The 20032-nt window shown below is 72.4% G+C and carries 18 protein-coding genes; 8 read left to right on the top strand and 10 right to left on the bottom strand.

The window, feature by feature from the left end:
* Positions 1-216 precede the first annotated feature (216 nt).
* Both OG207_RS09365 and OG207_RS09360 read left to right on the top strand, forming a co-directional pair.
* Positions 217-1359, top strand: a complete 1143-nt coding sequence (locus tag OG207_RS09365) for a S8 family serine peptidase (protein ID WP_329097608.1) — start codon at positions 217-219, stop codon at positions 1357-1359.
* Between the two features lie 243 nt (positions 1360-1602).
* Positions 1603-2025: a hypothetical protein gene (locus OG207_RS09360; RefSeq protein WP_329097607.1), complete on the top strand. Its 423-nt coding sequence runs from the start codon at positions 1603-1605 to the stop codon at positions 2023-2025.
* On the opposite strand, the gene OG207_RS09355 is transcribed toward OG207_RS09360, so the two are convergent.
* Positions 2011-2802 (bottom strand): helix-turn-helix domain-containing protein, encoded by a 792-nt coding sequence (locus tag OG207_RS09355; RefSeq protein WP_329097606.1) that lies wholly within the window; start codon positions 2800-2802, stop codon positions 2011-2013. The two genes, OG207_RS09360 and OG207_RS09355, sit on opposite strands and share 15 nt — an antisense overlap.
* 24 nt (positions 2803-2826) lie before the next feature.
* On the bottom strand, positions 2827-4614 hold the full coding sequence (locus OG207_RS09350) for a hydroxysqualene dehydroxylase (RefSeq protein ID WP_329097604.1): 1788 nt from the start codon (positions 4612-4614) through the stop codon (positions 2827-2829).
* 174 nt (positions 4615-4788) lie between these two features.
* Between OG207_RS09350 and OG207_RS09345 the strand changes: the two genes are divergently transcribed.
* Complete coding sequence (locus OG207_RS09345) at positions 4789-5094, top strand: 4a-hydroxytetrahydrobiopterin dehydratase (protein WP_329097603.1); 306 nt, start codon at positions 4789-4791, stop codon at positions 5092-5094.
* On the top strand, positions 5094-5858 hold the full coding sequence (locus OG207_RS09340) for a class I SAM-dependent methyltransferase (protein WP_329097601.1): 765 nt from the start codon (positions 5094-5096) through the stop codon (positions 5856-5858). The genes OG207_RS09345 and OG207_RS09340 overlap by 1 nt, the downstream gene beginning before the upstream one ends.
* A 64-nt stretch (positions 5859-5922) precedes the next feature.
* Here the strand turns inward: OG207_RS09340 and OG207_RS09335 are convergent, their stop codons facing one another.
* The 6 genes from OG207_RS09335 to OG207_RS09310 all read right to left on the bottom strand — a co-directional run bounded on the left by OG207_RS09335 (position 5923) and on the right by OG207_RS09310 (position 14729).
* The gene (locus tag OG207_RS09335) at positions 5923-6771 is read right to left on the bottom strand and encodes an aldo/keto reductase (RefSeq protein ID WP_329097599.1); all 849 of its coding nucleotides are present in this window, start codon (positions 6769-6771) and stop codon (positions 5923-5925) included.
* 125 nt (positions 6772-6896) lie between these two features.
* Positions 6897-7673 carry an ABC transporter ATP-binding protein gene (locus tag OG207_RS09330; RefSeq protein ID WP_329097597.1) on the bottom strand — a complete coding sequence of 259 codons (777 nt, stop codon included), beginning with the start codon at positions 7671-7673 and terminating at the stop codon, positions 6897-6899.
* Positions 7670-10399 carry an ABC transporter permease subunit gene (locus tag OG207_RS09325; RefSeq protein ID WP_329097596.1) on the bottom strand — a complete coding sequence of 910 codons (2730 nt, stop codon included), beginning with the start codon at positions 10397-10399 and terminating at the stop codon, positions 7670-7672. The genes OG207_RS09330 and OG207_RS09325 overlap by 4 nt, the downstream gene beginning before the upstream one ends.
* Positions 10400-10408: 9 nt before the next feature.
* Positions 10409-11677 (bottom strand): ABC transporter substrate-binding protein, encoded by a 1269-nt coding sequence (locus tag OG207_RS09320; protein WP_329097594.1) that lies wholly within the window; start codon positions 11675-11677, stop codon positions 10409-10411.
* A 160-nt stretch (positions 11678-11837) separates the two neighbouring features.
* The gene (locus OG207_RS09315) at positions 11838-13661 is read right to left on the bottom strand and encodes an AMP-dependent synthetase/ligase (RefSeq protein WP_329097592.1); all 1824 of its coding nucleotides are present in this window, start codon (positions 13659-13661) and stop codon (positions 11838-11840) included.
* Between the two features lie 216 nt (positions 13662-13877).
* Positions 13878-14729 carry a LysR substrate-binding domain-containing protein gene (locus OG207_RS09310; RefSeq protein ID WP_329097591.1) on the bottom strand — a complete coding sequence of 284 codons (852 nt, stop codon included), beginning with the start codon at positions 14727-14729 and terminating at the stop codon, positions 13878-13880.
* Positions 14730-14857: 128 nt separating this feature from the next.
* Here OG207_RS09310 and OG207_RS09305 point away from each other — a divergent pair, with 128 nt between their 5' ends.
* From OG207_RS09305 to OG207_RS09295, 3 genes are read left to right on the top strand one after another with little or no spacing between them, the layout of a single operon-like run.
* The gene (locus OG207_RS09305; RefSeq protein ID WP_329097590.1) at positions 14858-15901 is read left to right on the top strand and encodes a bile acid:sodium symporter family protein; all 1044 of its coding nucleotides are present in this window, start codon (positions 14858-14860) and stop codon (positions 15899-15901) included.
* A 9-nt stretch (positions 15902-15910) separates the two neighbouring features.
* Positions 15911-16342, top strand: a complete 432-nt coding sequence (locus OG207_RS09300) for a (2Fe-2S) ferredoxin domain-containing protein (RefSeq protein WP_329097588.1) — start codon at positions 15911-15913, stop codon at positions 16340-16342.
* Between the two features lies 1 nt (position 16343).
* Positions 16344-16820, top strand: coding sequence for a hypothetical protein (locus tag OG207_RS09295; protein WP_329097587.1), 477 nt, complete (start codon positions 16344-16346; stop codon positions 16818-16820).
* On the opposite strand, the gene fdhD is transcribed toward OG207_RS09295, so the two are convergent.
* Positions 16810-17637, bottom strand: a complete 828-nt coding sequence (gene fdhD, locus OG207_RS09290) for a formate dehydrogenase accessory sulfurtransferase FdhD (RefSeq protein WP_329097586.1) — start codon at positions 17635-17637, stop codon at positions 16810-16812. The genes OG207_RS09295 and fdhD overlap by 11 nt on opposite strands.
* 217 nt (positions 17638-17854) lie before the next feature.
* Between fdhD and OG207_RS09285 the strand changes: the two genes are divergently transcribed.
* Positions 17855-18796, top strand: a complete 942-nt coding sequence (locus OG207_RS09285; RefSeq protein ID WP_266606403.1) for a beta-ketoacyl-ACP synthase III — start codon at positions 17855-17857, stop codon at positions 18794-18796.
* On the opposite strand, the gene OG207_RS09280 is transcribed toward OG207_RS09285, so the two are convergent.
* Complete coding sequence (locus OG207_RS09280) at positions 18783-19964, bottom strand: low temperature requirement protein A (RefSeq protein WP_329097584.1); 1182 nt, start codon at positions 19962-19964, stop codon at positions 18783-18785. The genes OG207_RS09285 and OG207_RS09280 overlap by 14 nt on opposite strands.
* Positions 19965-20032 lie beyond the last annotated feature (68 nt).

The following is a 20032-nucleotide window of genomic DNA, read 5'->3' as shown; positions in this document are numbered from 1 at the left end:
CCCTACGCTGAGGTGCTGGGGAGAACCGTGTCACCAGCCGCACATGGGCGGGGTGTCGTGCCTCACAGGAGCCGGAGTTCACGGAGAGTCAGGTGCTGCCCTGGACGGACAGTGTGATGGGGTGGGTCCGCGCGAGATTGCAGCGCGCGTGGACACAGAGGGGCATAAATGCGGGGCAGCATACGTCGAAACGGGTCGTGGCGGAGAGCGGCGGCCATGATCGTCGCAGTCGGGGCGATCAGCGCGGGCACGGTGATGCCGGCTGCCGCCGATACCGACCTGCCGGAGTACCTCACGAAGATGCGAGCCCAGGAGATGTGGAAGGTGGCGGACGGCACCGGCATCACGGTGGCCGTCATCGACAGCGGCGTCAAGGATGTGCCGGGTTTGGAGGGGCGAGTCCTCCCGGGCGTGTCGTTCATGGAGCCGCCGGTCAACCACCCGGACCAGAAGTACCCGCCGCACGACGATTTCGACGGGCACGGGACCACCATGACCGCGGCGATCGTCGGCGACGGCTCAGCGGGCAGCCCGCGGGGCCTCGCTCCCGGCGCCAAGGTGATGCCCATCCGCACCAGCATCGGCACGGCCATGGCGTTCGGCGCGATCGGCGAAGCCTCCAAGGGCGTTCGGTACGCGGCTGACAACGGCGCCAAAATCATCAACCTGTCCATCGGCGGCTGGTGGTCGTTCGACAAGCTCAGGCCTGCTGTCGAGTACGCCCAGAGCAAGGGCGTGCTTGTTTTCACCGCGATGGGTAACGAAGGCGCGGGAAACAACTCCACCAACCCCATCGCCATACTGCCGGGAATCCTCGGCGTAGGAGCCGTTGACATCAACGGTGACCCCATGCCGTTGTCCTCCCACGGGCAGGACACGGACCTGGCCTCCTTCGGTGGCAAAACCCCGATCCGCTGCAAGGAGAACACCGCCTGGTGCATGTCGGACGGAGGTACCTCGTACGCCACCGCACTGGCCTCCGCCTCCGCCGCACTCGTCTGGTCGGCCCACCCCGACTGGACCGCGAACCAGGTGGCCCGCGTCCTCATCCAGACCGCCGGCGCCCCCCGCGACGGCGTCAAGCGCAACGACTACGTCGGCTACGGAATCCCCCGCCCCAGCAAGGTGCTGCTCGATCGCGCGGGGGACCCGGGGGCACCTGACGTTGACCCCTTGGACGGCCCGGCCCCGGTGAAGGCCGCCACACCCAGCGCCGGTCAAACAGCGGCTGCGGCGCCACGCGCGGAATCAGCGGCTGCGAAAGCCGGCTTCTCCTGGCAGTGGCCGGCACTCGGCGCCGTCGCTGCGGTGTGCCTCGGTCTCGGCATCACGGTGATCGTCAAGCGCCGTCGCCGTTGACCCCGGGCTCGCCAGCCCCGGACGGACATGATGGCTCTCGGTGCTCCGCTGTTCACCCGCAGCTCATGAGTCGCCGACCAACACCTCAACGGCGCATGCCTGCCCCAACTGGGATTACCTCCGGGGTAATCGACCCTCTTCGCGGGCCCCGGCACAGTGGGCGCATCGGGTTCCGGGGCCGCGCACTCGGTCCCGGGATCCGTGTCCCACCCGGCCGTTCGACCTCGATGGAGGCTGATTCCCATGTCCGCGACCCCGCTCGCCGGCTTCGCCCGCAACCGCGTCCCGCAGACCGCGCTGCGCCGGTTCCTCGCCCTCGACTCGGTGGTCACCACCGCCAACGGACTCGCCTACGTCGCCCTGTCCGCCCCGCTCGGCAGGCTGCTCGGGGTCGGGCAGGGGCTGTTGCTGGAACTCGGGATCCTCCTCGTCGCGTACGGGGCCGGCGTCGGATGGCTCGCCTCGCGGCGGCAGCCGCCCGTCCTTCCCGTGAAGCTCGTCATCGAGACGAACTACGTCTGGGCCGCCCTCAGCCTGGCGTCGCTGGCGCTCTGGTTCGAGCCCACCACCGCCGGGCTGCTGTGGATCCCGGCGCAGGCCGTCACCGTGGCCGGCTTCGCCGTGCTCCAGCAGCTCGCCCTGCGCTCGGGCTCAGCCTCCCAGTGACCGCAGGTACTTCACCGTCGCCGGGTCGGCCGGGAGCATCGTCTCGATGGCCAGCTCGGCGACGGTCACGTCCATCGGCGTGTTGAAGGTCGCGATGGACGACACGAAGGACAGCAGGTGCCCGTCGTGCTCGATGACCAGTGGCAGCGCGATGTACGGGGTGGCCTCCTCCGGGGCGCTGTCGCCGCCCGGGCGCTCGGCGACCGGATAGGCCGACACCTCCTCGTACAGGGCGCGCAGCGGCTCGGAGCGGGCCAGTGCGATCTGCCGTTCCATCTGCGCCAGCAGGTGCCCGCGCCACTCCCTGAGGTTGTGGATCCGCGGGGCCAGGCCCTCGGGGTGCAGGGTGATCCGCATGGCGTTCAGCGGCGGGGTCAGCAGGTGCTCCGGCAGCCCGTCCAGCAACATCGCGATGCCCTGGTTGGCGGCGACGACGTCGTACACGGCGTTCACGACCAGGGCCGGGTAGGGCTCGTACCCGGCCAGTAGCCGGGCGATGCCCTCGCGCAGCGTCTCCATCGCCGGGTCGTCCAGCGCGGTGTGCGCGTAGTGCGGGGCATAACCCGCCGCGAGCAGCAGGGAGTTGCGCTCCCGCATCGGTACGTCGAGATGGCCGGCGAGCCGCAGCACCATCTCCTCGCTCGGCCGGGACCGGCCCGTTTCGATGAAACTGATGTGCCGGGACGAGGAGTCCGCGCGGCCCGCCAGCTCCAGCTGGCTGATGCCGCGCCGCTCCCGCCAGGCGCGCAGCAAGGTGCCCACACTCGTCGTCGTCATGCGTACGACGTTAGCTGAGAGGGGTCAGCCCAGGTCGAACACGTTGCGCAGGCCGAGACGGTAGCGCCACCGGTCGTGCCGTTTGGCGGGCTCCAGCTCCGGCGCCCGGTACATCGGATGGACGGCGCACCGCGGGGCGTCGGAACCGTCCCGGTCCAGGAGGGAGTTGACGGCCGCGCGCGCCGAGGCGTTGGCCCCTTCCATCGTCGCGAGGTCGATGTCGACGGCGACGTAGTCCCCGCTCAGGAAGAAGTTCGGGATGCGGGTGCCGGCGCTCGGCCGGTTGTGCAGGGTGCCGACCGGGTGGATCAGCAGCTCGTCCTGATTGGTGGGGTGCGGGGTGCCGATCCCGTCCACGCCCGGGTCCAGGAACCACGAGTGCAGCGCGGAGTCGGTCAGCAGGGTCCGCCCGGTGTCGTTGAGGGAGGCCTTCAGCTGGGCCCACACCTCGCGCGCCGCCTCCTCGCGCGTGCACTGCTTGGCCGTCTTCCCGTACAGGATGCCCGGCTCGTCCCACTCGGAGATGTCCACCGACAGGCAGTCGACCGCCGTTCCGTCGCCGTAGTCGGCCGGGAAGTCGCGGGACGGCCAGTGTTCGGCCTGCTGGATCGCCGTCAACGACCACGGTGAATCGATGCAGTTGAGGTGGCCGTGGACCAGCTCGGCCCGTTCGGTCAGATAGAACTGGATGCCGGTCATCCAGTCCGTCTGTAGCTTGTCGCAGCGCCCCAGCATCGGATCGGCGGCCCGCAGCGCCGCGCTCCAGGTGCGGCGGGCGTGCTCGACGGGCAGGGCGCTCACGTAGTGGTCGGCAGTGACGGTCCGCCCGGCGCCGTCCGGGCCCTCGACGGCGACCCCGCTCACCCGGCCACCTGCGTAGCGCACCTCCCGTACGGTCCAGCCGATCCTGAACTCCACCCCGAGGGAACGGAGATGGGCCTCCCAGGGGTCGATCCAGGCCTCGTTGGTCGGCAGGTTGAGGATCCGGTCGGGCGGGCCGTCCGCCCCGCGCCCCAGCGCGTTGAGGACGAAGGCCTCGCCGAGGGTGCCGACCGTACGGGTGGAGGCTTCCTCGGCCTTGGTCGCCACGATGTTGCGGGTGATGCCGACGGCGAGGATGCGCCGGTACTCGTTCGACATCTGCTCCGCGCGCACGAAGTCCCACCACGGCGTCCGCTCCCAGACCTCCTCGCGCCGCTCGTCGCAGCTGGTCAGGAAGACCAGCACGCGGTCGACGAAGTACGCCGTCTCGTGCGGCGGGAGCCGGACCAGTGTCTGCAGGATGCCGGCGAGGGCGCGCCGGATCTCCTCGGGCGTCAGTTCGGCGGGGGAGTGCCCGGGCCAGGGGATCGGTCCGCGAAGGTCCTCGCGCCCGGCCGCCCGGGCGAACATCATCTCGCGCGGAGCGACGAGGTTGTCCCACACCCCGGCCGCGTTCCCGGGGAACGGGATGCGCCGCATGGTGTCGGGCAGGTTGTGGTAGATGCCGGGGATGAAACGGAAGCCGTGCTCGGCGGGCAGCGGCCGGCGCCCGCCGCGGGCGCTGCCGGGTACGTCCATGCTGCGCGCCTTGCCGCCGAGGGCCCGCCGCTCGTACACGGTCACGGCGTATCCGCGCTCGGCGAGTTCGTGCGCCGCCGTCAGGCCCGCCACCCCGCCGCCGAGCACCGCGACGCGCCGTCCGGCGGGCGCCGGTCCGGCCCCGGCAGCTGCCGCAGGAGCCGCCCCGGCCCCGGCCAGGACCGCCCCGGCGGCGGTCGCCGCGCCCGCGCCCGCGATGAACGTACGCCTGGAACTTCCTGTGCCCGCCATGACGGATGCCCCCTCGTTACCGCAGGTAACAGTGTGTTCGGCGCAGGAGCATATGGGGGGTGCGCCGGACCTGGAAGGTGTAGGAGCACCCGAGCGCACTATGGCGCGAAAGGATTGGCCCGGTGTGCACTGTGGGAACCTTGACTACACGTCACGGGGAAAAGGAGCCGGTGCATGCCGAGTGAGCCGCTGTCACAGAAGGAGATCGAGGACCGGTTGCGGGAACTCCCCGGCTGGGCCTTCGAGGACGACCGGATCTTCCGCACCTACCGGCTGGGCACGCACTTCGCCGCGAGCGCCCTCGTCGTCCACATCTCCTCCGTTCAGGAGGAGTTGAACCACCACTCCGACCTGACGCTCGGCTACAACACGGTCCGGCTCTCCGTGAACAGCCATGATGCGGGCGGCGTGGTGACGGAGTCCGACTTCGCCCTCGCCGAACGCGTCGAGGCCCTCGCCCCGGCCCACGGCGCGAGCTGATGACCACGCACATACCGTCCGTGAGATCCCTGCTCGACTACGACGCCGAGGCCGAGGCCTACGACGCCACCCGCGGCGGCGTCCCGCGCGCCGAGGCCGCGGCCGCCGCCGTCCTCGAGCTGCTTCCCGCCGACGCGCGCACCCTCCTCGACCTCGGCTGCGGCACCGGCATCGTCACCAGCCGGATCAGCCGCCCCGCCCTGCGGGTCCTGGGCGCGGACGCCTCCCACGGCATGGCCGCGATCGCGGTGCGGCGCGGCATCCCGGTGACCCTCGCCGACGCCGCCCGGCTGCCGGTCCGGTCGCAGTCCGTGGACGCGGTCAGCGCGGTGTGGCTGCTGCACCTGCTGCGCGAGCCGGGACTGGTGCCGGCGGTGATCGCCGAGGCCGCCCGCGTGTTGCGGCCCGGCGGGGTCTTCCTCGCCACCGTGGACAAGGACTCGGCGCACGACGTCGGCAGCGACATCGACGCCGTCTTCGCCGCACACCTGACCCCGACCCCCTCGGACGCCTCCGGGGAGGTCGAGGCCTACGCGGCCAGGGCGGGCCTGCTGGCGGTCGGCGAGGCCCTCTTCACCGGCCGAGGCCAGGGCCGTACCCCGCGCGGCTCCGCCAAGTCCCTGCTCGCGGGCCGGTACGCCTCCCGGATCGTCCCGCGCGGCATCACCGCACAGGAGCTGGCGGCCCGGCTGGAACTGCTGCCGGACCAGGACGTCCCGCGCGCGGAGCCGACGTACCGCATACGCAGCTTCGTACGCGTCTGACCCGCGCGAAGGCCCGCCCGGAGCCGGGAGCGGACTCGGACCCCGAACCCGAACCCGGATCGCGTCACACGTCGAACTCGGCAGGGTCCGGCCCGATCCGCCGGCCCGCCGCGCCCGCGCCCAGAGCGTCCAGCGCCGCCATGTCCGCGGCCGCCAGCTCGAAGCCGAACACGTCCAGGTTCTCCCGGATGCGCGCGGGGGTCACCGACTTCGGGATCACGATGTTCCCGTGCTGGAGGTGCCAGCGCAGTACCACCTGCGCAGCACTGCGCCCGTACGCGGCGGCGATCGCGGCCACGGCCGGGAGGGTCAGCAGCTCCTTGCCCTGGCCCAGCGGGGACCAGGCCTCGGTGGCGATCCCGCGCCCGGCGTGCACGGCGCGCAGTTCGGCCTGCGGGAAGAGCGGGTGCAGCTCGACCTGGTTCACGGCCGGGACCAGCTCGCTCTCGGCGGCGATGCGCTCCAGGTCGGCCGGGCGGAAGTTCGACACGCCGACCGCCTTGGCGCGGCCGCTCGCCGCGATCTCCTCGAAGGTCTTCCAGATGGCGGCGAAGTCGTCGCGCATCGGCCGCGGCCAGTGGATCAGGTACAGGTCGACGTGGTCCAGGCGCAGCTTGGCCAGGGAATCGTCGAAGGCGCGCAGCACTTGGTCACGGCCCCACTCCTGCTTCCGGCCGTTCCACAGCTTGGTGGTGACGAACAGCTCCTCGCGCGCCAGCCCGGAGGCGGCGACGGCCTTGCCGGTGCCCGCCTCGTTGCCGTAGATGGCGGCCGTGTCGATGCTGCGGTAACCGGCCTCCAGGGCCGTCCCGACGGCGCGTTCCGCCTCCGCGTCCGGCACCTGCCAGACGCCGTAGCCGAGCTGGGGCATGAGCGTGCCGTTGTTGAGCTTGATGGCGGGGACCTGGTTCACGTCTGGTCGTTCCCTCACGTCGGAGCGTTGGTGCGTTGATGCGGCGATGGTGGTGGAGCGCTGCACGAGGGGCGATAACCGGCCCCTCGTGCGACGTATTCCCGCCAATGTTTTCGTGCGCGTCCTCATGAGGTCCCGAGGTACGCCTCCCGCACCAGCGGGTTCGCCCTGACCTCGGCCGCAGTGCCCTCGGCCAGCACCGTCCCCAGGTCCAGGACGACGACCCGCGCGCACAGCTCCATCACGAAGGCCACGTTGTGCTCGACCAGCAGCACCGCGCAGCCCTCCCGCTCCGCCAGCGCACGCACGACCTCCGCGAGCCGGCCGCGCTCGGGCGCGGACATGCCCGACGCCGGCTCGTCCAGCAGCAGCACCCGGGGCGGATCGGCCACCGCACGGGCCAGCTCCACCATCCGGGCCTGCCCGACGGGCAGCCCGCCGGCGTACGAGGCCCCGAGCGCGCCGATCCCGCAGTCGGCCAGCACCCGCTGGCCGCGGGCCCGGCGCTCGCGCTCCCGGGCCCGCCGGGCCGGCAGGGCGAGGAGATCGGCGGCCGGCCCGCCCCCGCCGCCCTGCCACTCCTGCGCCACCAGCACGTTGTCGGCCACGCTCAGCTGCCCGAATAACTGCTGCCGCTGGAACGTCCGGCGTATCCCGTGCCGGGCCCGCCAGACGGGGGAGCGGCGGGTGACGTCCACCCCGTCGAGCAGCATCCGCCCCTGGTCGGGGCGGCGGATCCCGGACAACACGTCGAACAGCGTGGTCTTCCCGGCGCCGTTCGGCCCGATCAGCCCGCACACCTCGCCCGCGCGCACCCCGAGGTCCACCCCGGCCAGCGCCCGGACGCCGCCGAAGCGCACACCGACCCCGCGGGCCTCGAGTACGTACCCGCCCCCGCTCATGTCGCCATCCCCAGGTAGGCCTCGGTGAGCCGGTCCGCCTCCACCTCGGCCCGGGGCCCGCACCAGGAGACCCGGCCCTGGGAGAGGTAGGCCACGGTGTCGGCGATCCCGAGGATCTCGGCCGCCTTCTCCTCCACCAGGAGCAGCGCCGTTCCCGCGGCGCGGAGCTCGGTGAGCAGTGCGTACACCTCCTCCACCACGCGCGGGGCGAGCCCGAGCGAAGGTTCGTCGGCGATCAGCACCGCGGGCGGCTGCTGGAGCAGTGGAGCCAGGGCCAGCATCTGCTGCTCCCCGCCCGAGAGCGCTCCGGCGGGGATCGCGCGCCGCTCCGCGAGCCGCGGGAAGCGTGCGTAGACGGCGGCCCGGGCGTCGGCGTCGTGCAGGTACAGGGCCAGGTTCTCCTCGATGGTGAGCGCGGGGAAGATCCCGCGTCCCTCGGGAGCGAGCAGCACCCCGGCCCGCGACCGGCGCACGGGCCCGTCCCGGGTCGCGTCCCGCCCGCCCACGTACACCGCCCCGGCCCCGACCGGCAGCAGCCCGGCGGCGACCCGGCAGGCGGTGCTCTTCCCGGCCCCGTTCGGCCCGAGCACGGCGAGGATCTCGCCCGCGCGGACGGTGAGGTCGACTCCGTGCAGCACGAGCCCGCCGTCGTACCCGGCGGTGACGCCCCGCAGCTCCAGGGCACATTCAGCCCCGCCGGCATTCGAGGCGCGGGGGTCCGGGGGCGGAGCCCCCGTCGGGTCCGGGGCGGAGCCCCGGGAAGCGGTGGCGGGCCGTTCCGTCGAGCCCGGCTGCACGGGGGTCCGGGGCGGTGGCCCCGCCGCGCGCCGCCGCGCCAGCCGCACCGGCACCGCCGCGCAGTACCCGTCCGGATCATTGGCCAGAGCCAGGCCCGCCAGCCCGAAGAGGATCACCGGCAGGTGCGCCGACGCCGTCACGTGGTCCGCCAGCAGCGGTGGAGCGACGGCGAACACCAGCCCTGCCACCACCGCGTACTGGGGCCTGCGCACACCCGCCGCCACGACCACCGCCAGCCACACCAGCCCGGTCATCGCCGTGAAGTCCGTCGCCGTGATCCGGGTGTTGTACGACGCGTACAGCACGCCCCCGAACCCGGCCAGCCCCGCCGACAGGGTGAACAGCAGCAGTTTCGTGCGCAGTACGGAGACCCCCGAGGCGACCGCCGCCGCCGGGGCCGACCGTACCGCCAGCATCGCCCGCCCCGACGGGGAGTTGCGCAGCGCGGTCAGCCCGGCCGCCACCACCGCGACCAGCACCACCAGGGCGACCGCCAGCGCCCGGTCGTCGGAGAGGTCCACCGGTCCGAACACCGGTCGCGGGATCGACCATCCCGCATCGCCGTTGCGCAGCCAGCGCAGCTGGAACAGCACCTGATCGGCCAGGAAGGCCAGCGCCAGCGTGGCCAGGGCCAGGGACCTGCCCCCCAGCCGCAGTGCCGGCAGTGCGACGAGCGCCCCCAACAGGGCCGCCGCGCAGGTGCCCACCGCCAGCGCGGCCACGAAGGGCCAGCCCCGGCTCATGAGCAGCCCGGCCACGAGTGCGGCGCCGGTCACGAAGGTGCCCTGCGCCAGCGACACCATCGCCCCGAGTCCGGTCACCACCGTGAAGGACATGAACACGAGCGCGATGGCCAGCCCCTGCGCCAGTAGCCCGCTCCAGAAGGGGGTGGTCACGGTGTAGAGCGCCACGCTCAGCGTTGCCGCACCCGCGGCCCACACCCCCCACCGTCGCCCCCACGGGGCCCCGGCCAGATGGTCGATCGGCGGCGCGTCCACGGCCGCGACCCCCGCCGTGCGCGCCGTACGGGTCAGCACCAGCAGTCCGCCGAACAGGATCAGGAAGGGTACGGCCGTCCGGAAGCCGGTGACGGACTCCGCGAAGGACGCGTATCCGGCCACCAGGTTCTGCAGCACTCCCAGCCCGAGTCCGCCCGCGAAGGCGAGCGGCACGGAAGCGAACCGCCCGATGACCGCCGCCGTGGCCGACACGAACAGGAAGAGGGTGAAGTCGTGCGCCGACAGCCCGAGCAGCGGGGTCGCCAGCACCCCCGCGAGGCCCGCCAGGCCCGACGCGATCATCCAGGCCACCGACGACAGCCGGTCGGCACTGATGCCGCGCAGTTCGGTCAGCGAGCGGTTGTCGACGGCGGCCCGCAGCTGCAACCCAAGCCGCGTGTGCCGCATCAGCACCCACAGGGCCACCGCCACCACGGCCGTCACCACCCAGGTGATCAGTTGGTCGGAGTCGATGCCGACGCCGTCCGCGAGCTGCCAGGACCGCGCGGGGCTGGGCCCCACTCCCGGCAGCCCGAACTGGTTCTCCGCCGGCTTCACCGGCGCGCCCGCCCCGGCCAGCAGTTCGACCAGCCACAGCCCGGCGGCCGGCAGCGCCACCAGCAGCCCGATGGTGGCCACGATCTGCGCGGTCTCGCCGACCCGGGCGAGCCTTCGGAACATCAGCCGGTCCAGCCCCCAGCCGAGACCGGGGGCCAGGACGCAGACCACCAGCAGGGCGGCCGGGACGGCGGGCCAGCCCCACCCCGAGTGCAGCTCGTAGAAGGTGAGCGCGCACAGGTAGGCGGTGGCCCCGTGCGCGAAGTTGAACAGTCCGGACGCCGAGTACGACAACACCAGCCCGGTGGCGAGCAGTGCGTACAGGGCGCCGGAGACCAGACCGCTCAGTACGAAGACGAGCAGATCCCCCATGTCGCGGCCCTACTTGAAGGGGATGGGTTCGTAGCACTTGAACGGTACGGAGACCTCGTACGCGCCGTTCTTCAGCTGTACGAGTGCCCCGCAGCCGAAGCTGTCCTTCTGTCCCTTGGGCTCCGCGCGGTCGCCGACGAGCGTGCCGGTGTCGGAGAAGCCCCGTGCGGCGGCCTGGAAGGACTCGACGGTCAGCTCCTTTCCGGCCTTCTGCGCGATGGCGAGGAAGAGGTCGGCCGACATGTACCCGGTGAGCATGTGCATGCTCAGGGGTACTTCCTGGCCGCCCGCGGCCGCCTTGATGTCGGCCTTGAACTGCGCCATCTTCGGATCGGTCGACTCGAAGGGCTGGAACTGCAGCAGCACGTGCACCCCGTCGAGGGCCTGCTTGGTGGCGTCTTTGGCGAGCAGCCCGGGGTCGTAGTCGGTCGGGTCGGAGAGCAGCCCCTGGTAGCCGCTGCGCTTGAGCGCGGTGAACAGGCCGATGTTGTTCGGGGTCTGCATGACGGAGACGACGGCGTCCGGCGCCTTGCCGCCGTTGGCGGCGAGGATCTCCTTCACGTACGCGGACCAGTCGCTCGGGACGGCGGTGGCGGGCACGGAGGCCTTGGCGTAGGAGACCTCGAACCCGGCACTGGTGAAGCCCTGCTGGAAGGTCCGGATGCCGAACTTGCCGGCGTCGCTGTCGTTGGCGATGATCGCGACCGATTTGCCCCGGGCCCCGCCGAGGATCTGGCCGATGCCCTCGGGCCAGGTCTGGTTGAGGGTGCCGCCGGGGGTGGGAACCAGGCAGCCGTTGAAGCCGTAGATGTGCTGGGGTCCGCAGAAGGCGGGCAGGGTGCCCCAGCCGAAGGTGGGGACCTTCTCCTGCTCCAGGAAGTCGGCCCCGGAGAAGGTCACCGAGCTCATGGGGGAGACGGCGAAGACCTTGTCCTGTTGGACGAGTTTGCGGGCCGCGGCCAGGTTCTTGGCGGGGTCCTGGCCGTCGTCCTCCGCGCCGAGGTAGTCGATCTTGCGTCCGTTGATCCCGCCCTCGGCGTTGGCCCGGAGGTAGCGGGCCTTGGCGCCGAGGTCGGTGTCCTTCTTGCTGTAGCCGCTGGCGCTGGTCATCGACACGATCCCGCCGACCTTGATCGAGGTGTCGCTCACCCCGCGGGAGTTGCCGGGCGCCTCGCCCGGCTTGCCGGGGGACGCGCCGCCGGTGGAGGCGGAGTTGCAGGCGGAGACGAGTGCGAGAGCCGCCGCCGCGGCGGCCAGGGTGCGGATCGGTCGCAACATGTCGGGGATCCCCTCCGGTTGGAATCCCCGCATTCTGTGCGGGACCTGACGGATCGTCAATGATGTCGACGAGTAGAAATGGCGGCCCGTCAGTTGTGGGGTAAAGGCACCCGGCGGACGGCCCGGACCTGCGCCGCGACCGCCCCCGGCCGGACCAGGCTCAGGAGGAGTACAGGGCCGCGACCTCCTTTGCGTACGCCTTCTCGATCGCCCGGCGCTTGAGCTTCAGCGAGGGGGTCAGCAGACCCCGCTCCTCCGTGAACTGCTCACCCAGCACCCGGAAGGTGCGGATCGCCTCCGCCTGTGAGACCAGGGTGTTCGCGGCCACCACCGCCCGGCGCACCTCCGCCGTCAACTCGGGGTCACCCACCAGCTGCGCCGCCGGCAACTGCGGCCGGCCGCGCATCGACAGCCAGTGGGCGATCCCGTCCATGTCCAGGGTGAGCAGCGCCGCGATGTACGGCCGGTCGTTGCCCACCAGCACGCACTGCGACACCAGCGGATGGGAACGGACCCGCTCCTCCAGCGCGGCGGGCGCGACGCTCTTGCCGTTGGAGGTCACCAGGATGTCCTTCTTGCGCCCGGTGATGGTCAGGTACCCGTCCGCGTCCAGCCGGCCCAGGTCGCCGGTGGCCAGCCAGCCGCCGCGCAGGACCGCTTCCGTGGCCCGGGGGTCGTTGAGGTACCCGGAGAAGATGTGGCTGCCGTGCAGCCAGACCTCCCCGTCGTCCGCGATGTGCACCGTACTGCCCGGGATCGGTCGCCCCACCGTGCCGTACTTGGTCGCACCGGGCGGGTTCGCGGTGGCCGCCGCGCACGACTCGGTTAGCCCGTACCCCTCGAACACCGTGATACCGGCACCGTCGAGGAACAGCCCCAGGCGGCGGGACATCGCCGACCCGCCCGACATGGCGTGCCGCACCCGGCCGCCCATGGCCTCGCGGACCTTTCCGTAGACGAGCCGGTCGAAGAGCTGGTGCTCCATGCGCAGCGCGGCCGAGGGCCCCGGCCCGGCGCCGAAGGCCTTGCGCTCGCGCGCCTCCGCGTACCGCACGGCCGTCTCCACCGCCCGGTCGAAGGGGCCCGTACGCCCCTCCGCCTCCGCCTTGCGGCGGGCGCCCGCGAAGACCTTCTCGAAGACGTGCGGGACCCCCAGCACGAAGGTCGGTCGGAAGGCGGCCAGGTCCGGCAGCAACTCGGCCGCCGCCAGTGCCGGTTGGTGGCCCAGCTTCACCCGGGCCCGGACGGCGGCCACCTCCACCATCCGCCCGAACACGTGCGCCAGCGGCAGGAAGAGCAGGGTGGACGGCTCCTCGCCCTGCCGGGCCCGGAAGACCGACTCCCAGCGGCTGACCAGGGTGTCGGTCTCGTACATGAAGTTGGCGTGCGTGAGCACGCACCCCTTCGGCCGGCCCGTCGTCCCAGAGGTGTAGATGACGGTGGCGGTCGCGCCGGGCGTCACGGCACCCCGATGACGGTGCACGACGCCCTCGGCGACCCCGCGGCCGTCGGCGACGATCTCGTCCACGGCCCCGGCGTCGAGCTGCCACAGCCGACGCAGGTGGGGGAGCCGGTCGATGACCGATCCGACCGTCATGGCCTGGTCCTCGTCCTCGACCACGCAGGCCGTGCAGTCGGAGTCGAAGAGGATCCAGTGCACCTGATCGGCAGAGGACGTCGGATACACCGGGACGGGCTGGGCGCCGATCGCCCACAGGGCGAAGTCGAAGAGGGTCCACTCGTACCGGGTGCGGGACATGACGGCGACCCGGTCGCCGAACCGCACCCCCTGGGCCAGCAGTCCGCGGGCGAGCGCGAGCACCTCGGCGGCCAGCTCCCGGGACGTCACGTCCCGCCAGACCCCGTCGGTCTTCCGGCCGAGCACCACCCGGTCCGGCTCCTCGCGGGCGTGCTGGAAGACGATGTCGGCCAGGCCGCCGACGGGTGCGCCCGTGACGACCGGTGGGACGGTGATCTCGCGCAAGGCCCCGCTCCTCTCCGCGCGCCGCGGTGAACGTACCGCACGGTCAACAGAGGGTGACCGGCCTTCGGATACCTCCACAAGACCTCCCCAGCGATCACGGTGTTCACGCCGTTGACGTGCGGGCCAGAGGGTGCGGGCGGGTTGTTCGACGACCGGTCCGATACGGCGGGGCCGATACGGCGGGTCCGACGACCAGCCGGCCGCCGGTGCGGGCGGTCAGCCGGTGCGGGTGAGCCGGTCCGCGCCGGACAGGACCGCCGCCGCCAGCGCCTCGGCCGCGGCCGACGGACGCGGCCCGCGCAGCAGGGCGAACTCCACCGGCCCGAGCTCCGGCAGGCCGCCGACCCGCACCAGGCCCGGCGGGATCAGCCCCCGGGTGTGCGCCATCACGCCGAGCCCGGCCCGGGCCGCCGCGATCAGACCGCTCAGGCTTCCGCTCGTGCACGCGATCCGCCACGCCCGCCCCTCCTGCTCCAGCACCTCCAGCGCCCGGGCGCGGGTGATGCCCGGCGGCGGGAAGACAATCAACGGAACAGGGCGCTCCGGGTCCACCCGCAGCCCTTCCGCGCCGATCCACACCATCCGGTCCCGCCACACGAGCCGGCCCCGCTCGTCCCCCGGCCCCCGCCGCTTCGCCAGCACCAGGTCGAGACGGCCCGCGTCCAGCCGCTCGTGCAGCGTTCCCGAGAGCTCCACCGACAGCTCCAGATCCACCTCGGGGTGCTCGTGCCGGAACCCTTCGAGGATCTCCGGAAGGCGCGTCAGCACGAAGTCCTCGGAGGCCCCGAACCGCAGCCGCCCGCGCAGCCGCGTCCCCGCGAAGAAGGCCGCCGCCCGCTCGTTCGCCTCCAGGATCGTCCGCGCGAAGCCGAGCAGTGCTTCGCCGTCCTCCGTCAGCCCCACGCTGTGCGTGTCCCGGACGAACAGCAGGCGCCCCGTCGCCTCCTCCAGTCGCCGCACGTGCTGGCTGACCGTGGACTGACCCACGCCGAGCCGCCCCGCGGCCTGCGTGAAGCTGAGCGTCTGGGCCACCGTGAGGAAGGTCCGCAACTGGACGGGGTCGTACATGCCGCCACGCTAGCCGCGTTCATCACGGAACGCGATGGCAGTGAGTGCGGTGTGCGGGTTTCCCGATGAACGCCCACCGCCGACGATGAGGGGGAGCCCCCGCCCCGACAGCAAGTGAGCACCCCCGCATGCGCCGCCCGCACCTCCCCGCCCGGCTGCCCCTGGACCCGTACGTCCTGGCCCTGCTCGCCACCGTGGGACTCGCCGCCCTGCTCCCCGCCCGCGGCCCGGCCGCCACCGCCGCCGACCTCGCCTCCACCGCGGCCGTGGCCCTGCTCTTCTTCCTCTACGGCGCCCGGCTCTCCACCCGCGAGGCCCTCGACGGCCTGCGCCACTGGCGGCTCCACCTCACCGTGCTCGCCGCCACCTTCGTACTCTTCCCGCTCCTCGGCCTCGCCGCCCGCGTCCTGGTCCCCGGCCTGCTCACCGCCCCGCTCTACGACGGCCTGCTCTTCCTCTGCCTGGTCCCCTCGACCGTGCAGTCCTCCATCGCCTTCACCTCGATCGCCCGCGGCAACGTCCCCGCCGCGATCTGCGCGGGCTCCTTCTCCAGCCTGGCCGGCATCGTCCTCACCCCCCTCCTCGCCGCCGCCCTGCTCGGCGGCGGCGCGGGCGGCGGCTTCTCCCTCGACTCCCTCCTGAAGATCACCCTCCAGCTCCTGCTGCCCTTCCTCCTCGGACAGGCCCTGCGCCCCCGGGTCGGCGGCTTCCTCGTCCGCCACAAGCAGGTCCTCGGCCACGTCGACCGCGGCTCGATCCTCCTTGTCGTCTACGCCGCCTTCAGCGCGGGCGTGGTCGCGGGCATCTGGCACCGGGTGAGCCTCCCGCGGCTCGCCGCCCTGATGCTCGTGGAGGCCGTGCTCCTCGCCGTCATGCTCCTCGTCACCTGGTACGGCGCGGCCCGCCTCGGCTTCGGCCGCGCGGACCGCATCGCCATCCAGTTCGCCGGGTCGAAGAAGAGCCTGGCCGCCGGACTCCCCATGGCCAGCGTGCTGTTCGGGGCCCATGCCGCCCTCGCCGTGCTCCCGCTGATGCTCTTCCACCAGATGCAGCTGATGGTCTGCGCGGTCATCGCCCGGCGCCGCTCCCGGGACCCGCTGCCCGAACTCGCCGCCGACCGTGTGGCGGACGTCTCGCCCGCGCTCGAACGGCCCGCGCCCCGGGCCCGTTAACGTTCGGTGGTGACCTGGATACGCCCGCTCGCCGCGCACGCCGAACGCCCCTGCACGCTGGTGGTCTGCCGCGGCTGCTGTTGCGGTGACCCCCGCAAGAACCCCGGCTCCGACCACGCCGGTCAGCTCGCCCGGCTGCGCGAGGCCGCCGCCGCCTCCGGGGGCCGCCTGGCCGTCCGTACGAGCGACTGCCTCGGTCCCTGCGCCCGGGCCAACGTCATCGTGGTCCAGCCCACCACCGAGGCCCGCCGCCGCGGCGCCCGCGCGACCTGGTTCGGCTGGGCCCTGGACGACACCGCGACGGACGAGATCATCGCCTGGGCCGAATCCGGGGGCCCCGGCACCACCCCGCTCCCGCCCACCCTGGGCCTCCACCGCATCGATCCCCCGGCCCCGAAGCCGGCCAAGGAATCCTCGCGCCGCGTCCGCCGGGGGCGCTGACATGCAGAACCTCGCGCGCGCGGTGCTCGTGTTGTTCGGCCTGCTGGTCGCTGTGGTGATCTGGCTGGCCCTGTCCCTCGACTTGAGAGACGCCAAACCCTCCGTGCCGCTGACGGCGCAGGACGTCACCGGCACGTGGCAGGGCGACCGCGGAGGGCGGGTCGAGGTCCTGGCCGACGGCCGGGCCCGCCTCACGGACCTCACGGGCTGGAAGTGCCTTCGGAGCCAGCAGGCGGCCACGTTCACCGGCGAGGGCAGCTGGACCATCGAGCGCCACTCGGACGAAGATCCGGGGATCCTGATCCTGATCAAGTCCACCGTCGAGGGAACGCCCGCGGTACAGGCGTGCGACGGTTGGTTCACGCTCCACGGCAGCGGCAAAGGCGGCACCCCGGGGGACGGCAGCGACGTGGTGGCCTCGTTCCTCGGCGGGCACGAACACGGCAGGGAACTGTTCCGGCGTACCCCTACAGGGTGATCCGCTCCTCGCCCGCGTAGATGTTCATGTCTGGCCCCCGCAGGAAGCCCACCAGCGTCATCCCCGACTCCAGGGCCAGGTCCACAGCCAGCGAGGACGGCGCCGAGACGGCCGCCAGCACCGGGATGCCCGCCATCACGGCCTTCTGCACCAGCTCGAAGGAGGCCCGGCCCGACACCAGCAGGACCGCGCCGGCGAGGGGGAGCCGCCCGGACTGGTACGCCCGGCCCACGATCTTGTCCACCGCGTTGTGCCGGCCGACGTCCTCCCGCAGGTCGAGCAGCTCGCCCTGCGCCGTGAACAGCCCGGCCGCGTGTAGTCCGCCCGTACGGTCGAAGACCTTCTGGGCCTCGCGCAGCCGGTCCGGCATCGCGCTGAGGACCTCCGCGGGCACCCGTACCGGATCGGCGGCGATCCCCGGGAAACGGGTCGCCGTACGGACCGCGTCCAGGCTGGCCTTCCCGCACAGGCCGCAGGAGGAGGTGGTGTAGACGTTCCGCTCCAGCGTGATGTCCGGCACCGGGACCCCGGCGGCCAGCTGGACGTTCACCACGTTGTAGGTGTTCGAACCCTCCTGGGTCGCCCCCTCGCAGTAGGTGACGGCCTGCACGTCCGAGGCGGCGCCCAGCACGCCCTCACTGACCAGGAAGCCCACCGCCAGGGCGAAGTCGTCGCCCGGCGTGCGCATCGTGATGGCCAGCGGTTTGCCGTTCAGTCGTATCTCCAGCGGCTCCTCGGCCACCAGTGTGTCCGGCCGGATGCCCGCCCCGCCGTTCCGGATCCGGACGACGCGACGGCGCTCGGTGACCCGTCCCATGGTGATCAGCCCACCCCTTCTGTTCTCGCCTCTGTGCTCGCCGGTTCCCGACGAGCTCATTGTCCCGGTTCCGCTTCCCGCGACGCTCCCGGCAGGTGGATCCTCGGGAAGCTCCAAAATCCGGTGCCTGAATCCTGTCGGGTCACGCGCACGCGTACCCACCAGTAGCAGGCAAAGCTGGGTGATCCTGACTTCCGTACAAGGGGGGACCCTGCCCATGACCGGTTCACGCGTGGTGGCGCTCGGGCACTACCAGCCCGCGAAGGTGCTCACCAACGAGGACCTCGCGGCCATGGTCGACACCACCGACGAGTGGATCCGGTCCCGCGTCGGCATCCGCACGCGCCACATGGCCGGCCCGGACGAACCGGTGGACGAGCTGGCCTACCAGGCTGCGGGCAAGGCGCTGGCCGGCGCCGGCCTGACCCCGGACGACATCGACCTGGTGCTGGTCGCCACGTCGACCGCGATCGACCGTTCGCCCAACATGGCCGCGCGCGTCGCCGCCAAGCTGGGCATGGGCGGCGGCCCCGCCGTGATGGACATCAACGTCGTCTGCTCGGGCTTCACCCATGCCCTGGCCACCGCCGACCACGCCATCCGGGCCGGCTCCGCCACCCGCGCGCTGGTCATCGGTGCCGACAAGATGACCGAGATCACCGACTGGACCGACCGCACCACCTGCGTGCTCACCGGCGACGGAGCGGGCGCGGCCGTCGTCGAGGCCTGCGAGGAGCCGGGCATCGGCCCGGTCTTGTGGGGTTCGATCCCGGAAATGGGCAACGCGGTTCGGATCGAGGGCTCGCCGCCGGTCTTCGCCCAGGAGGGCCAGTCGGTCTACCGCTGGACCACCAGCCAGCTCCCGCCGCTCGCCCGCAAGGTGTGCGAGAAGGCCGGAGTCACCCCGGAGGAACTGGCCGCGGTCGTCCTCCACCAGGCGAACCTGCGGATCATCGAGCCCCTCGCAGCGAAGATCGGCGCCGTCAACGCGGTCGTCGCCCGCGATGTCATCGAGTCCGGCAACACCTCGGCCGCCAGCATTCCGATGGCCCTGTCGAAGCTGGTCCAGCGCGGGGAGATCCCCTCCGGCGCCCCGGTCCTCCTCTTCGGCTTCGGCGGCAACCTCTCCTACGCGGGCCAGGTCATCAGCTGCCCGTGACGGCTTCGGCGGCCGTTCCCCGTGCCTGTGCGGCGGGGGAGCGGCCGCCCTCGGCCACCACCGCGCCGACCAGGACGACCGACAGGGCCACCAGCTGGCCGGCCCCCGTCCAGCCGGTTCCCACGGGCACGGTGGCGAGCGCGAGCACCAGTGCCGTCGCGCGGTAGCGGGCCGGCCCGATGCCCAGCACCGCACGGAAGACCAGGTTCCCGGCCAGGTAGAGGGCGACCCCGCCGGCCAGCGCGACCGCCGGGCCGGTGTGCAGGTGCTCCCCGAGGTGCCCGATCGTCTTCTTCACACCGGCCGCGAAGACGGCGATGCCCAGGAGTACGGGCAGGAACGCGTAGTAGTACGCGGCCATTGCCAGCTTGAAACGCCGCTCCGGCGGGGTCTGTGCGAAGACCTCCTCGGCCCGGCCCTCGTCGCGCACGAAGTACATCCACCACATCGCCGACGCGATCGCGAGCGCCAGGAAGGCGCCGCCCGCGATGCCGGCGGACAGGGGCAGCGAGCCCACCCCGATGCCGATCGCGATCACGGACTCGCCGAAGACGATGATCAGCAGCAGACCGTGTCGCTCCACCAGGTGCGCCGCGTTCATCCCGCCGAGCTGGTCGCCGACCGTCTGCTCGGGCGCCTCAGGCTCTGCAGCGGCCCCGCTCGCCGTGACCCGTTGCACGATCATCGGCGTCACGAACTGCAGCAGCAGCGCCAGCAGCCACAGCCCCCAGGCCGGCAGCCCGTCGAAGAACCCGGCGGCCGTCACCGCCAGGGCGCACAGCACGTTGGGCAGCGCGAACCACAGCACCCCGCGCCCGTGCGCCTGCGTGAACAGCGCGCCGTGGACCAGGACGACCAGCAGGTACCCCAGGCCGAAGGCGACGCCGCCCGCCCCGAAGGCCGTGGGCACGGCCAGGGCGCACACCATGAACGCCCCCATGGCCAGCATCAGCAGCACCCGTCGGACCGTCCGGTCCGGCGGCACTTGGTTGGTCAGGTGCGCGTAGCCCCCGTACATCCAGAACAGGACGGTGAAGATCAGCACCACCTGCCCCGCGCCCCGCAGGCTCAGGTCGTCCGCCAGAAGCACTGTCAACTGCGTGATGGTGAAGACGAAGACGAGGTCGAAGAACAGCTCCAACGTGCTGACGCGGTGCTCGGATTCCATGCGCGGCTCCCCCCGGACGTGTGCGCAGCCATCCGACCGCCCGACTCCCCCCGCTGTCCAGCCGGTAT

This window comes from Streptomyces sp. NBC_01439 (assembly GCF_036227605.1).
Taxonomy (GTDB): domain Bacteria; phylum Actinomycetota; class Actinomycetes; order Streptomycetales; family Streptomycetaceae; genus Streptomyces.
The sequence above is the reverse complement of the archived record's forward strand: the minus strand, read 5'-3'. Positions and strand labels throughout refer to the sequence as shown.